13 protein-coding genes are annotated in these 15,129 nt (G+C 40.7%); 6 read left to right on the top strand and 7 right to left on the bottom strand.

What is annotated here, in order from left to right:
- Nucleotides 1-172 precede the first annotated feature (172 nt).
- The gene (locus tag U735_RS0114065; RefSeq protein ID WP_031444434.1) at nt 173-1,033 is read right to left on the bottom strand and encodes a UDP-2,3-diacylglucosamine diphosphatase; all 861 of its coding nucleotides are present in this window, start codon (nt 1,031-1,033) and stop codon (nt 173-175) included.
- Between the two features lie 229 nt (nt 1,034-1,262).
- On the opposite strand from U735_RS0114065, the gene aroC reads away from it, so the two are divergent.
- The 6 genes from aroC to U735_RS0114035 all read left to right on the top strand — a co-directional run bounded on the left by aroC (nt 1,263) and on the right by U735_RS0114035 (nt 8,316).
- Nucleotides 1,263-2,327: a chorismate synthase gene (gene aroC / locus U735_RS0114060; RefSeq protein ID WP_031444433.1), complete on the top strand. Its 1,065-nt coding sequence runs from the start codon at nt 1,263-1,265 to the stop codon at nt 2,325-2,327.
- Between the two features lie 63 nt (nt 2,328-2,390).
- On the top strand, nt 2,391-3,698 hold the full coding sequence (locus tag U735_RS0114055; protein ID WP_031444432.1) for a dicarboxylate/amino acid:cation symporter: 1,308 nt from the start codon (nt 2,391-2,393) through the stop codon (nt 3,696-3,698).
- Between the two features lie 114 nt (nt 3,699-3,812).
- Nucleotides 3,813-5,105, top strand: a complete 1,293-nt coding sequence (locus U735_RS0114050; protein WP_031444431.1) for a dicarboxylate/amino acid:cation symporter — start codon at nt 3,813-3,815, stop codon at nt 5,103-5,105.
- Nucleotides 5,106-5,142: 37 nt separating this feature from the next.
- Nucleotides 5,143-6,315: a flavohemoglobin expression-modulating QEGLA motif protein gene (locus tag U735_RS0114045; protein WP_031444430.1), complete on the top strand. Its 1,173-nt coding sequence runs from the start codon at nt 5,143-5,145 to the stop codon at nt 6,313-6,315.
- Between the two features lie 175 nt (nt 6,316-6,490).
- Nucleotides 6,491-6,664: a hypothetical protein gene (locus U735_RS25780; protein ID WP_093980103.1), complete on the top strand. Its 174-nt coding sequence runs from the start codon at nt 6,491-6,493 to the stop codon at nt 6,662-6,664.
- A 107-nt stretch (nt 6,665-6,771) separates the two neighbouring features.
- On the top strand, nt 6,772-8,316 hold the full coding sequence (locus tag U735_RS0114035; protein ID WP_031444429.1) for an IS1182 family transposase: 1,545 nt from the start codon (nt 6,772-6,774) through the stop codon (nt 8,314-8,316).
- Between the two features lie 141 nt (nt 8,317-8,457).
- Here the strand turns inward: U735_RS0114035 and U735_RS0114030 are convergent, their stop codons facing one another.
- The 6 genes from U735_RS0114030 to U735_RS0114005 all read right to left on the bottom strand — a co-directional run bounded on the left by U735_RS0114030 (nt 8,458) and on the right by U735_RS0114005 (nt 15,120).
- Nucleotides 8,458-10,968, bottom strand: a complete 2,511-nt coding sequence (locus tag U735_RS0114030; protein ID WP_031444428.1) for an outer membrane beta-barrel family protein — start codon at nt 10,966-10,968, stop codon at nt 8,458-8,460.
- Nucleotides 10,969-10,971: 3 nt separating this feature from the next.
- On the bottom strand, nt 10,972-11,463 hold the full coding sequence (locus U735_RS0114025) for a hypothetical protein (protein WP_031444427.1): 492 nt from the start codon (nt 11,461-11,463) through the stop codon (nt 10,972-10,974).
- Between the two features lie 180 nt (nt 11,464-11,643).
- The gene (arsC, locus tag U735_RS0114020) at nt 11,644-11,988 is read right to left on the bottom strand and encodes an arsenate reductase (glutaredoxin) (protein WP_031444426.1); all 345 of its coding nucleotides are present in this window, start codon (nt 11,986-11,988) and stop codon (nt 11,644-11,646) included.
- Between the two features lie 124 nt (nt 11,989-12,112).
- A protein-coding gene (gene prfB / locus U735_RS0114015) for a peptide chain release factor 2 (RefSeq protein WP_146032787.1) occupies nt 12,113-13,211 on the bottom strand; the annotation gives its coding sequence in 2 pieces (ribosomal slippage) (nt 12,113-13,147 and nt 13,149-13,211; 1,098 coding nt in all).
- A 67-nt stretch (nt 13,212-13,278) separates the two neighbouring features.
- The gene (locus tag U735_RS0114010; RefSeq protein ID WP_031444424.1) at nt 13,279-14,130 is read right to left on the bottom strand and encodes a transglutaminase-like domain-containing protein; all 852 of its coding nucleotides are present in this window, start codon (nt 14,128-14,130) and stop codon (nt 13,279-13,281) included.
- Nucleotides 14,131-14,172: 42 nt separating this feature from the next.
- The gene (locus U735_RS0114005; RefSeq protein WP_031444423.1) at nt 14,173-15,120 is read right to left on the bottom strand and encodes an alpha-E domain-containing protein; all 948 of its coding nucleotides are present in this window, start codon (nt 15,118-15,120) and stop codon (nt 14,173-14,175) included.
- Between the last annotated feature and the right edge of the window lie 9 nt (nt 15,121-15,129).

The following is a 15,129-nucleotide window of genomic DNA, read 5'->3' as shown; positions in this document are numbered from 1 at the left end:
TTGATACCTTTTATTAGCTAGGCTCTTAGACTATAAATGTCAATTTTTTAAAATAAATCACATATTTTCAGCCCTGTTCAATACTTTTAATAGTTGTTGGACGGGGCTTTTTACAATTGTTTTGATAGCTTTAATGTGTTTTTATTAGCTAAACCAAATCAATGCATCGGTATTAGATTTTTGCTTTTTTGGTTGTTTTTTGGGGAGGCTTAACAGTAATGGATGTGGCGGCCAGCAATTCATGGATGTCCATACCCTTGAGTTCTTCATCTGCAAAGAAAGGAGAAAGTTTATCTGCACTATATCTATATATTTTCCAACGTTTAAAGGTGTATTCCAGGGCTGTAAGATTTTCTACCCAATCCCCGGAATTTAAATAGGTGCATTTGCCTTGTTCACTTTCAAAAATTTCTTTTTTAGGTTGATGGATGTGACCGCAGATCACATAATCATAGTTCTTGTCGATGGCCAATTCCTTTGCGGTATGTTCAAAATTTTGGATAAATCCAACAGCACCTTTTACGCTGTTCTTAATTCTTTTTGAAAGGGAATATTTCTCGCGCCCCAATTTGCCCAAGATCCAATTAATGTTTCTGTTAATCACGATTAATAGACTGTAGCCATGTCTTCCCAGTTTGGCTACCCATTTTGCATTTTGCATGGATATATCAAAAACATCACCGTGAAAGAACCATGCCCTTTTACCATTTAATTCCAGCGTCAACTGATCTACAAAATGGATATTACCTAATGATGTGCCACAGAATCTACGAAGCCTTTCATCGTGGTTCCCAACAATGTAGTACACTTCGGTACCATTAGTGGCCATTCCCATAATTTTTCTCAGCACTTTTAGGTGTGTGGCAGGGAAATATTTCTTGCTAAATTGCCAGATATCAACAATATCGCCGTTTAATATAAGTGTTTTAGGATTTATACTGTTCAAATAGGCCAGTAGTTCATCAGCATGGCAACCGAAAGTTCCTAAATGCACGTCTGAAATAACTACCAATTCTATTTGTCGTTTTTTCACGGAGGTGGAATTTTCTCAAATTAAACCTTTGGATTTAAATTTAAGGTGAAGGCAAAATCAAATTAGGATAAGGAAATAGTTAAGTTTACATTAAGTTGATCCAATTCTGTTTTAATTTGCAATATGCAAGGTTTCTATTTTCGTATCTCTGTTTTAAGATTTACCTTTGGATCTTTGAGTTGAAATGCCCTCTAAAACCATTTCATAACTACAAATTTTAACTACAAACATGGCAGGAAATACTTTTGGAACCCTTTTTAAACTATCTACGTTTGGAGAATCTCACGGTGTGGCCATCGGCGGCGTACTGGATGGTTGTCCAGCAGGAATTGAATTGAACCTAGAGGCCATTCAGGAAGATCTGGACAGACGTAAACCCGGTCAATCGGCCATCGTAACCCAACGAAAGGAACCCGATACCGTGGAGTTTTACTCCGGAATTTTTGAAGGGAAGACCACAGGTACACCTATAGGGTTTGCCATACACAATACCAATCAAAAATCACATGATTATTCGCATATAAAGGACTCTTATAGACCTTCACATGCCGATTATGTATACGATCAAAAATATGGTTTCAGGGATTATCGCGGAGGAGGAAGAAGTTCGGCCAGGGAAACTGCCAGTAGGGTAGTTGCAGGAGCCATCGCCAAACAATTCCTGGGCGACATGAAAATAAATGCCTACGTTTCCCAAGTGGGCGAGCTTTCCTTGAACAAAAGTTATCAGGAACTCGATTTTTCACTTATCGAATCCAATCCCGTACGATGTCCGGATACCACCACCGCGGCAAAAATGGAGGAGTATATTAAAAAAATAAAAAAGGAAGGTGACACAGTTGGAGGGGTAATTACCTGCGTTATCCAAAATATTCCTGTAGGCTTGGGAGAACCAGTTTTTGATAAACTACATGCAGAACTGGGGAAGGCCATGCTATCTATTAACGCCGTTAAAGGTTTTGAGTACGGTAGTGGATTTGAAGGGGTAAAAATGAAGGGGAGTGCACATAACGATCAGTTCAATACCGATGGTAGTACCAAGACCAATCACAGTGGAGGTATTCAGGGAGGTATAAGTAACGGAATGGATATTTACTTCAATATTGCCTTTAAGCCCGTTGCTACTGTTATTCAGGCCTATGATACCATAGACAAGGAAGGAAACAAAGTAAGCACCCAGGGCAAGGGTAGGCATGACCCATGTGTAGTGCCCAGAGCAGTGCCAATTGTTGAGGCTATGGCGGCCTTGGTAATGGCAGATTATACTTTGCTGAACAGGACTATTAAATTATAGCCTTATATTTTTTGGTGCTTTGCACCACAAAATACTATCTTTCCAATCTAAATCATTGTTTTTATGAGGAAGTTGGAATTGCATTGGCAAATTATTTTGGGAATGCTGGGCGGAGTCCTTTTTGCTTTGGCCATGTTTCAGTTTGATTGGGGCCCCAAAATTGTCTCCGATTGGATTAAACCCTTTGGGAATATTTTTATTAATTCTTTAAAGCTCATTGCGGTTCCGTTGATATTGGCTTCCTTGATCAAAGGAGTTTCCGATTTAAAGGATATTTCCAAACTTTCAAAAATGGGGGGGAGGACCATCGGAATTTACATTATAACTACTGTTATTGCCGTTTCCATCGGACTCACCATAGTGAATATAATAAAACCCGGATCCTCTATTTCTGAAGAGACCAGGAACGAATTGGTGGAAAACTATAAAGGAGATGCCGATTCCAAAATATCCCAGGCCAACGAACAGAAGGAGTCTGGACCATTAAGGGCCTTGGAAGATTTGGTGCCCAGCAATATTTTTGCGGCAGCTGGTGACAATGGCAATATGTTACAGGTCATCTTTTTTGCTATTTTCTTTGGCGTGGGACTGATTTTGATACCGGCAGAGCAGGCCGATCCGGTAAAGAAATTTTTCGATGGCTTCAATGAGGTAATTCTTAAGTTGATAGATTTGATTATGTTGGCCGCTCCCTATGGTGTTTTTGCCTTGTTGGCGGCTCTGGTGGTGGAATCTCCCAGTTTGGATCTATTTAAGGCACTTGGATGGTATTCGATCAGTGTTCTATTGGGATTGATCTTGATGATAGGTGTTTATATTTCCTTTGTATGGATATTTACCAAACGCAAGCCCTCATTTTTTGTAAACGGAATTTCTCCTGCACAATTACTGGCGTTTTCTACCAGCTCAAGTGCTGCCACACTACCTGTGACCATGGAAAGGGTAGAGGAGCATTTAGGGGTAGAGGAAGAGGTTGCCAGTTTTGTATTGCCCATTGGGGCCACTATAAATATGGACGGTACCAGTCTTTATCAGGCTGTTGCAGCGGTATTTATTGCACAAGCTTTTGGTATGGATCTTAGTTTTGGAGCCCAATTGGGAATCATAGTTACTGCCACCTTGGCTTCCATAGGCAGTGCCGCCGTACCGGGAGCAGGGATGGTGATGCTTGTCATTGTTTTGGCCCAAGCTGGGATTCCGGAAGCCGGACTGGCATTGATCTTTGCTGTAGACAGGCCTTTGGATATGTGTAGAACTGTAGTTAATGTCACCGGAGATGCCGCGGTATCCATGATGGTGGCAAAGTCTGTAGATAAATTAGGGGAACCCAAGGTCAAGGAATGGAGCGATCATTACAAGCCGTCAAAATAACGAAAACTTCATTATTGCAGAATCCAATGCAAGTTCAGATGGCGAAAATTATTTTTGTTGCTTTGTAAATCCAATTGATTGTTCACATAATTTAGCGCAATCTTAATTGGACTTATGAAAAAACTTGCCTTGCACTGGCGAATCCTAATTGGTATGCTTTTGGGATTGCTTTTTGGGGTATTAATGCTATATACATCGGGAGGTAAGCTGTTCATTCAAAATTGGATCAATCCGTTTGGCATTATCTTTATCAACCTACTGAAACTTATCGCCATTCCCTTAATTTTGGCTTCGATAATCAAAGGGATTTCAGATTTAAAGGATATTGCCCAATTTAAAACTATTGGTTTCCGTTCCGTAACCTTATTTATCACTACCACTATAGTGGCAATTATTATAGGTTTGGTGCTGGTCAATATTTTTTCCCCTGGCAAAGGTATCTCCGAGGAAACCGTTGCAAGGATTACCAATGAATATGTAGGTCGGCAAGGTGTACAGGCTAAACTGGCAGAAGCTTCCTTGCAAAAGGAATCCGGCCCATTACAGTTTTTATTGGATATGGTACCGGAAAATGCCTTTAGTGCAATGAGCGATAATAAACTAATGCTCCAGGTAATATTTTTTTCTGTATTTCTAGGGGTATCCATGTTGCTAATTGGGGAAGCCAAGGCACAACCTTTAAAGACTCTTTTTGATTCCCTGAACGATGCGGTATTGAAAATGGTCGATTTAATTATGTTAACAGCACCCTTGGCCGTATTTGCCCTATTGGCCAATGTAGTGGTCAGCTCCGGAGATCCAGATTTATTACTGGCATTGGTTAAATATGCAGGAGTTGTTATTTTAGGGCTTTTTCTAATGATTGTTTTTTACTGTACCGTATTGACATTGGTAGCCAGAAAAAATCCCATTTGGTTTTTAAAGGCCATTAGTCCGGCACAACTTTTGGCATTTTCGACCAGCTCCAGTGCGGCAACACTTCCCTTGACCATGGAAAGGGTAGAGAATGAGTTGGGTGTGGACAAGGAGGTTGCCAGTTTTGTACTCCCAGTTGGAGCTACTGTCAATATGGACGGAACCAGTCTTTATCAGGGCGTAGCGGCAGTTTTTATTTCCCAGGCCTTGGGGCATCATTTGGAGATTACAGACCAATTAATGATAATATTAACAGCTCTTTTGGCTTCCATAGGTTCTGCCGCAGTACCGGGAGCTGGAATGGTAATGTTGGTAATTGTTTTGGAATCCATAGGGTTTCCCAGTGATAAGCTGGCAGTAGGCCTTGCCTTGATCTTTGCGGTAGACCGACCTTTGGATATGGCCAGAACAGTAATAAACGTAACGGGTGACGCCATGGTGTCTGTGGTAGTTGCAAAATCCGTAGGGAAATTGAATGATATCCCTAAATAATTAGAACCTCAAGGAGGTGCAATAAATAATAGTTGTGATGTTAAAGCAAGAAATGAGCAGGGAAATTATACAGGAGTATCCCAATGTATTTGCCATAGATGGCAACCTTGACAGGTTGGTGAAAAAAATTGAATTGCTCACCTATTTAAACCCCTTAAATATTGAAAAGGAAAAACATCGGTTTTTTTCATCCAAGTATGTGGATGAACCCATATTTAAGTATAAAAAATTACAGTTCGACCCATATAAACTAAACCGTTTGTTCTTCTCCCAGCGCTTGGAGCGCATAAAGGACGAACAAATACGTAAATTTTATCAGGAGGTAGTGTATTACTATGCCAATATGATACAGTGTATCGAGACTATTGGCCAGAATAAAAAATTCTATTACAATTCCCTTAGGGTTTACGGTACTCCTACGGAGAAAGATGTTCAAAATGCCAGGTTTATTCTACACTTGGCTGATGAGCCGGATACCGAGGACATGGAAAAAATATATACCCCGGAGGATGCCAAGGTTTATTTTGAAGAGTTTGTACAGCAATATAATTTTCCTTTGAACATTTCCTTTTCCAATAGTATTGCCGCAGATGCTATGGTGAGCAATAATACCCAATCTCTCCTAATTAAGAAAAATACTATTTTTAGCAGAAACCAACTGCTTACTTTGGCCAATCATGAGATTGGAGTGCATTTGGTAACTACCTACAATGGCATGATGCAGCCATTAAAAGTCTTTTCCAATGGTTTTCCAAAAAACGTGGAAACCCAAGAGGGTTTGGCGGTGTTTAGTGAATATATGAGTGGGGCGCTAAGCTTGAAAAGATTAAAGGAATTGGCTTACAGGGTCTTGGCTTCCGATAGTTTGATTAAAGGATATAGTTTTTCGGATACCTTCGACATGCTGCACGGGCAATACAAATTGGATAGGAACAAAGCCTTTACCATAGCCATGCGGGTCCACAGAGGAGGGGGATTTACAAAGGACCGCCTGTATCTAAGCGGATTGAAAAAGATTTATAAAAGACATAAAAACGGCTTGTCTATGGATGCTCTGCTAACAGGCAAGGTTACTATGGAATCTGAGGCCACAATAAACCGATTTAAAGACTTGGGCTTGGCAAATGATTTAACACATAACAATGTGGCCTTTGAGCGCAATTGCAATAAGAACTCTTCCTTGGATTTTATATTGGATAATTTGAAATAAGTGATAGGAAAGTTATGTTTCCTTTGGTTGGGCATAAGCAGGCAGGCCAGCGTTAGTAAATATGTAGATTGGTCTAAGAAGGTTGTAAATTAAAGTTAAATTATTTTAAAGAGCCCTTGGAATAATAACTTAGATTTTGATATCTTTGTACCACCATTAAAAAAACATAGCAATCATGTTCGATTTTGACCAATATTTAGGGTTTTTAGCATTTTTGACCATCTTGACCATCGGGTTTTGGTTGATGATTTTTTTGTTGACTTTTGTAATTCCTTACTGGATAGGAGGTTCTATCTTGGAGATATTGAAAGAAAAGCGCGAAGCTAAAAAAGCGAAACGTAACCAATAGGGTTAAGACGACTATATATAATAAGTAAAAGAGGCTGTCTAAAAAGGCAGTCTCTTTTTTTTTGTTTAGGATTTTAAAAAAAATATTGATTTTCTTATCTTAATGGTATGAAAAGCAATGTCGTTTGGAAGACCAATAGTCAGGCGCAATTGAGTCTTCTCCCACCCAGTTATGATGATCTTGTTCCCGAGAATCACCCAGTACGTATCGTCAACAGCATTTTGGACCGGATAGATATCCGCTCCATTGAAAACACCTATAAAGGGGGCGGTACCTCGAGCTACCATCCCCGGGACCTGCTCAAAATTTTGATCTACGCCTACCTTCGCAACCTCTATTCCTCCCGTAAGATCGAACAGGCTTTGGGCGAGAATGTCCACTTTATGTGGCTCAGCGGCTGTATCCGGCCCGACCATAACACCATCAGCAATTTTCGCTCGGGCAAACTCAAGGGGAAGTTCAAAAAGATCTTTAACCAAGTTGTGATACTGCTGGCAGAACAGGGCTATTTGAGCTTAAAGGAAATCTATGTCGATGGCACCAAGATCGAGGCCAATGCCAACCGTTATACTTTTGTGTGGGGAAAAAGTGTCAAGACCTCACGTTCCCGTATCGAGAAACAACTAAAAGAGCTATGGAGGTATGTGGAGACGGTCTATGCCGAAGAGGAACAAAGGCCCAACGGACCGGACAACTTTGAAGCAATAGATCCTGACCAGGTATCACGGACAATCGACAAGATCGACCAGGCACTTAAAGGAAAGGACATCGATAAAAAGGTAAAACAAAAGCTCGGTTACGCCAAGAAGAACTGGCCAAAGAATATCGCCAAGTACAACAGGTACGAGCAACAGATGGGCGGACGCAGCTCTATGAGCAAGACGGATCCCGACGCCACCTTTATGAGGATGAAAGAGGACCATATGCTCAATGGACAGCTCAAGCCCGGCTACAATCTACAGGCGGCCACCAACAATCAGTTCATAGCAAACTACACCCTTGCACAGACCACCGCGGACACCACCACACTTATCGACCATACCGAAGACTTTATAAAAGGTTACGGAAAACCGCCCAGGGCACTAACGGCCGATGCAGGCTATGGAAGCGAAGAAAACTACACCTATCTCCATGAGAACGATATTGATGCATTTGTAAAGTATAACTACTTCCATAAAGAACAGTTGGATGAAAAACGTGGAAAGCAGAAAAGGCCATTTGCAGCGGACAATCTCTTTTACAACAATGAAACGGACACCTATTATTGCCCGATGGGACAGCCCATGGAAAACATAGGGAGCTATTTAAAAAAGACCGCTACCGGATATGAACAAAAAATAAATAGGTACCAGGCCAAGAACTGTGCAGGCTGTCAGCTCAGAAGCCTGTGCCATAGATCAAAGGGCAACCGCATAGTAGAGAGAAACCACAAGCTGGCCAGACTCAAGGCAAAGGCAAAACGAAAATTATTGGATCCAGAAGGAATCGCCCACAGAAAACAAAGATGCTGGGATGTGGAGGCGGTTTTTGGCAACATAAAGCAAAATATGAACTTTAAAAGGTTCATGCTAAGAGGTCTTGATAAGGTGGAAACGGAAATAGGGCTCATTGCAATGGCACATAACCTTAAAAAAGTGAGTTTGGCGATGTAAAGGTCGCTTTGCTAAACTTTTAATCAGCCAATTATTGCCTGTTTAAACGAACAACATCAGAATAAAACCTAAAAGACCAAAAATTAAAAGGTCGCCTAAATAGTTTTTAGACGACCTCTTTTATGTTTATGCTTAAATCTCTTATCCTTCAAAGTCCATATCTTCCCCACCGCCACTTCTACCTTGCCTATTTCTATCATTCTTGTTTTGAGGTTGGTTGAACCTGTATTGAAAGGACAGGGTAATTTGCCTTTGCCTCCATTGAAATTCGCTATAGGTAGCAACATTTTCCGTTCTGGTATCCGTTATACGTTTTCTGCTATTGAAGATGTCCCCTACGTTCAACGTTAGGGATCCTTTGTCCTTTAAAATATCCTTGCTCAAGCCAAGATCCGAACTCAACATGCCCTTATTGGTATTTTGTGCATCTTCGGAAGGGCCCATATAAAAGAAGTTGGTCTGAAAATCGATTTTTCCCGGCAAGGGTATTTTTGCACTAAAGCGTGTAAACCAGGAGAAGTTGTTGGCATCAAAATTTTGGACTATTTCTTCATCCTGACTGTTAATATAGGTGAAATCCCCTTTCAAGTCCCTTTGGAAAGCATTAAGGTTCCAAGTCAATCTCCAGTTTCTTTTAGGGGTATAGGTAGTAGTGAACTCCATGCCCATACGTTCCTCGGTGGCTAAGTTTATAGGGCTTCTTACTTGTACCGGCACTACAATGGGATTTTGTGGGTCGTCCGGATTTTCAATGGTTACAAAGTCGCCCGTTTCCCTGGAAACAAATTGGAATACTCCTGTAGACCTATTAAAGTATCCGGAGGTGGTAAAGGTAAACTTATCCCATCTTTTCAAATATCCCAAATCATATGAATCGGTAAACGTAGGATCCAAATCCGGGTTTCCTTGAAAAAGATTGGTGTTGCTGGATCTTGAAGGGAATGGATTGATAAATCTGGACCAAGGCCTTCTTAGTCGTTTGCTGTAGCTCAAGGTGACTTGTTCTTTTTCGGAGAATTCATACCCCAGGAATATGGACGGGAACCAATTTACGTAATCTTTATTGGTAAGTTCGTTTGTATTGACCAGTTCTATTCCTATATCGGAAGCCTCCATTCTCAATCCTCCCAGAATACTGAATTTGTTAAATTTGGTGCCCAATTGGGTGTAGGCTGCATTTACGTATTCCTTGTAATTTAATTCATTGCTAAAGTTGGGGTCGCTTGTAAAGTCACCATTTTGTTGCTGTATTCCAAAATCAAAATCTGTATTGTTATTGTTGAAGGTGCCGCGATAGCCCAATTCAAATTGGGATTGGTCATCCTTCCCAAAGGGGAGTACATAATCCATTTGTACCAATTGTGATACCTGTGTTTGATTATCTATGGTCCTTTCCGTATCCAAAGCAATATTATCGCCCAGGATAACCTCTTCTATTATAGAATTTTCATCATCCACTCCTTTGGAGTATTGATAATCGAAGGTAAGGGTGTGTCCTTCCTTTTCAAATTTCTTTTGGTAATTTAAAGAGTATTGAACTTCCTCCTCAAACTCGTCCTCAACGGTAAATCGGTTTCTTTGGATGGTAGGGGTCCTATTGGCATCAAAATTGGAAAAATCCACATTAACCGTGTTGTCCCCGTTGGATTTGCTAAATACTAAAGAATTGGTAATGCTGCTGGTCTCACTAAAAAACAATTCAAAACCAACATTGGTATTAAAGCTTTTGTCCTTTCTTTGGTAATCCCTTATTTCATTCTGATAACTCAAGGTATTGCCATTACTGTCAAAGTTCTCTTGATCGAACAACGCATTCCCTGGGCCGCTGCGGTAGCGGTAGGTGGTATTTGTAAAAATATTGAAGTTATCGCGCCTTAGATTTAGACTCAAGGAACCTCCATAGGTCTCAGGATGACCTGTATAAACATTGACCGAGCCATTTACCCCTGCGGTCTTGCTCTGCTTTAAAATGATATTCAAAATACCTGCCGTTCCTTCGGCATCATACCTGGCCGAAGGGTTGGTGATCACCTCTACTTTTTCTATGGCGTCCGCAGGCAACTGTTGCAGGGCCTCGGGACTCAAGCCGGACAAGGCCGATGGTTTGCCATTGATAAGGATCCTGACACTTTCGTTTCCCCTAAGACTAATATTGCCTTCCACATCCACGGAAACCGAAGGTACGTTGCTCAGCACATCGGTTACCGAACCACCTTTTACGGTTAGATCCGAACCAACGTTATATACTTTTTTATCCAGCCGTAATTCTACAGTGGTACGCTCGCCAACAACCTCTACTTCGGCCAATTGGGCAACATCCAGGGAAAGACGGATTACGCCGAGGTCTTTGGAAGATCTTAGATTTTGATTTTCTAATTTATAGGATTTATAGGAGATATATTCTACACTAACGTTATAGTTTCCGGGAGCAGTCTCCACTTCGAATTTCCCGTTGGCATCCGTAATCCCGCCAGTAACTTTATCAGGATTTCGAACACTTTGAAGTACCAAAGTGGCATATTCCAAGGGTTGATCCGTTTCTTGGTCCAAAACGGTCCCAGTTATTTTTATTGGTTCTTGCGGGCCTTGGGCTCCTTGGGCGTAACCCACTAAAGTGATAAGAAATAATGTAACTGGGAGTAGTTTGTTCATGTGTTATGTTTTGGATTTATTTTTTTTCTTCTTCTTTTTTTCCTTGACCTTTTTGAAACCGTTTTTCTGTAGTTCTACAAAGGCCTCATATTTATCCGCAGGTAGTCCCGCCATAAGTTCTTCGTCTTGCTTTTGGGTTATTTTCTCATAACTTTCCCTCATTTTGTCTGCAGGTAGATCCAGTATCTGTAATTCAATTCTTTCCTGCAGGTACTTCTTTAAAGTGGTACTTAAAACAGCTTCTTCAAACGGATTTAAACCTAATTTCTCCGTAATTCCCGGCATTTCCTGATCCACAATTTGATCGGCTGTTAATTTTTCCGGCTCCTTGGGAGTTTCCTGTACTTGTGGAATACTGTTTCTTTGCCTGCCATACCCTCCGTATCCTCCGTATCCATACCCATACCCATTTCCGTAGCCATATTGGGCACTTAAAAAGGGAAAGGATAATACGATAAATACAACACTAAAAAATAATCTTTTGTCAGTTTTCATAACTTCACTGGTTAATGGGATTCCAAAATTAATAGATGGTTTAACCCTTAATGGTTAAATGTTTGTTAAATTGAGTATTTCAAGAACTGTGCCGTTCCATGGCTCCAAGTGGACTGATTTACTGCGAAGTATTTAATATAATGATAAATGCTTCCCTTACCAAGCATTTTAACATGGATACTAATTAAAAAGGTCCTTAATTTTTTCTGGAGGTCGTCCAACCACCCCTTTGTTGTCCTTGATGACGATAGGGCGTTCTATGAGTTTGGGAAACTCTACCATGGCGGCTATTACTTCATCGTCCGTCATAGATTTTCCCTTGAATTTTTCTTTCCAAACGGCTTCATTGGTTCGCACCAACTCCATAGGTGAAATGCCCAAAATTTTTATAATGGCTGTAAGTTCTTTTTTGCTAGGTACGTTTTCAAGATATTTAATAATCTCATATTCGCTACCGGAATTCTCTAGAATGGCCAATCCTTCCCTGGACTTTCCGCATCTGGGGTTGTGATATATTTTAATCATGATTATTTAGTTTTAAGTGTTGGACTACAAGTTTCCAGTCTCCTTTTTGCTCTAGATAAACATCCTAAGTCCGAACACCGCAAACTATTTGGCCCCATTTAACTGTTAGTAATGCGATCATCGATCAACTTTCTTCCTTTTGCCCCATCATCATAAGATAGGCCTTTAAGAACTGATCTATATTGCCGTCCATTACCGCTTCTACGTTGCCCGTTTCCTCACCTGTACGCACATCTTTCACCAATTTGTATGGGTGCATTACGTAATTCCTTATCTGTGAGCCCCATTCAATTTTCATTTTGGAAGACTCAATTTCCTGTCTGGCTTCCATTTTTTTCCGTAATTCTATTTCGTACAATTGGGATTTGAGCATTTTTAGTGCAGTGGCCCTATTGTCGTGCTGTGATCTTGAATCTGAGCAAGAAATCTGAATCCCAGAAGGTTTGTGGGTAAGTTGTACCTTGGTCTCTACCTTGTTCACATTCTGTCCCCCGGCTCCACTGGATCTGGCGGTGGTAATCTCCACATCTGCCGGATTTATATCAATTTCGATGCTGTCGTCCACCAAAGGGTATACGTATACCGAAGCGAAAGAGGTATGGCGTTTGGCATTACTGTCGAAAGGGGAAATACGGACCAGCCTGTGCACTCCGTTCTCTCCTTTAAGCCATCCGAAGCTATAGTCCCCCTCGATTTCCAGAGTAACAGTTTTTATTCCCGCAACATCACCCTCCTGGTAATTGAGTTCTTTTACATTATAACCATTCTTTTCACTCCACATCATGTACATCCTCATAAGCATGGATGCCCAATCACAGCTTTCGGTACCTCCGGCACCGGCCGTAATTTGGAGTATGGCTGTAAGTTCATCCCCTTCTGCCGAAAGCATGTTCTTGAATTCCAATTTCTCCAAGGCCTCAATGGTCTTATCGTAATGGGCTTCAACATCGGCTTCGGACATTTCACCTTCTTTCTGAAATTCCAAGAAAATCTCTAGATCCGTCACTAAGCTTTTGGCAGCGTCAAAGTCATCTACCCATTGTTTCTTGGACTGGATCAGTTTCATCTGCTCTTGTGCCTCTTGGGGATGGTTCCAAAAATCTGGTGCCAAGGTCTTTTCTTCCTCGTTTTCTATTTCTACAAGCTTGGCATCTATGTCAAAGATACCTCCTTAACGCACCAAGGCGATCAATGAGACTCTTATAATGGTCCGTGGTTATCATATCCTAATAATTTTCAGCCAAAAATAGGATTCTTTTTTTTGATTTTGGACCAAATGGGAAATGTTATTTATTGTTGCGCCTGTACCTCAACGGAATGGGAGGTTTTGTTAGCTCCATGGGAGTAAACTACCCCTTTTAATGGGGAGCAATCATTAAAGTCCTTACCGTGGGCTACTTTAATGTGGTTGTCATCTACCAATAAATTATTGGTAGGGTCAAAGCCTACCCAGCCAACCTGAGGCACGTAGGTCTCGGCCCAAGCGTGCATCTGCGAGTCTCCAAAGTACCCATTTCCCTGATGCAAATATCCGGAAACATAGCGGGCGGGAATCTTATTGGCCCGGGCCAAGGCACAGAATAAATGTGCAAAATCCTGACATACACCTTCCGGGTTTTCAAGTATTTCCTCCAAGAGTGTATTCACGTGGGTCACTCCGGTGTTGAATTTTATAAACTGATAGACCCAGGTATTTAATTTTTGAAGATTATCAAATATACTTAGGGCAGGATCAAAAATAAATAGATTTTTTGAAGCTTGCGGCAAGGTTGTAAATCTCGTCTGGCCTAAAAAAGGCTCAAAATCTACCTTGAAATCCAAACTTTGAACAAGCTCATAATTGCTTGCGATATTAAAAACTGGCACTTGTCCAAAAGGATTGAAGCTTTTTTTCTTTAGTTTAAAAGTGGCCCTAAAATTTAATTTTTGGAATTTTTCCAGGGTATTGATCCGTACGGTCCGAAAACCATAACCATTTTCCGAAAACTCATTTTTGGCACCCAATGAATTATTAACATCAACACGCATCAATTCTTGTGTGTCGTTATTTTCGGGTACAATTAGAAACTGCCAAGAGGCATTTTCTACCGGATTTTCGTACTCATTTTCGGCATTATAGGTAATTGAATATTCAAAAGACATTTCAAGTGGTTCTTAATGCAAATGTAGGTCAATGGTTTAAAATCAATAGTTAAAAAACTCATTTTCCATTTTAAGGCTGATCTGCACCAGATTATCGAGAATTTTTTCAATAAATGCTTGAATGTCCTCTTCAATTTCCTCGGCATATTTAAATTCATACTCCCCTTTAACTTTGCTTATTAAAAAGGCAGTGGAATTTTTGTTGGGAGTTTTGGATTCATCCAATACCCTAATATGTTTATGGACCTGGTTGATACTGTTGATGACCGATCTTGGACAATCTGGGTTTAATATTAAAAATTCCAAGGTAGAGATACTCGTAGGGGTCTTTTTGTAATACCTACGCATCATATCATAAGATTCCACACATTTGAGCAAGGTGATCCATTCAAAGCTATGGCCTATTTTGTCGCCATAACTGCCTTTAGCCCTTACGGCATCATTGTATTTGGCGTTGATGATCCGAATTACCTGTGTAGCCCTTTCCAAATTTATGCCAAGCATGATAATGGCGTATACTTCATCGTGCAAAAGTGTGCCCCGGATCTTGCCTCTTAAAATGGCGGTCATTTCAGTGACATTTACGGTAAAATCGTATAAACCCTTTTTGGTAAAATCCTCAACTGAATAATTGATTACAAAATGATAGAATTTATTGATGGCTTCGTATAGTTCGGTAGATATAAGGTCCCTGGCACTATTGGCATTCTCTCGCGCGCTTTTTACATTGTTGATCACAGAATAGTGTAGGTCTGGGTTTAGGCCAATATTGTAAAGAATATCCTCTTCCTTAAGTATTACGGAATCGTCCGCTATAGGTTCCCCTACAAAGAACATCATGGAACGCAGAACAAATTGTCTGGATTGGGAAAGTTCATTAGGCGCATCTAGAGACGAGAAATAATTTACGTTCAGGTATCTGGCAACATGCTCGGCGCGTTCAATATAACGCCCCATCCAAAAAAGGTTATTGGCAACTCTTGCTAACATAGGTTTGTT

Source organism: Arenibacter algicola, from assembly GCF_000733925.1.
Taxonomy (GTDB): domain Bacteria; phylum Bacteroidota; class Bacteroidia; order Flavobacteriales; family Flavobacteriaceae; genus Arenibacter; species Arenibacter algicola.
Note: the sequence above shows the minus strand (reverse complement) of the source record. Positions and strands in the feature narration are given on the sequence as shown.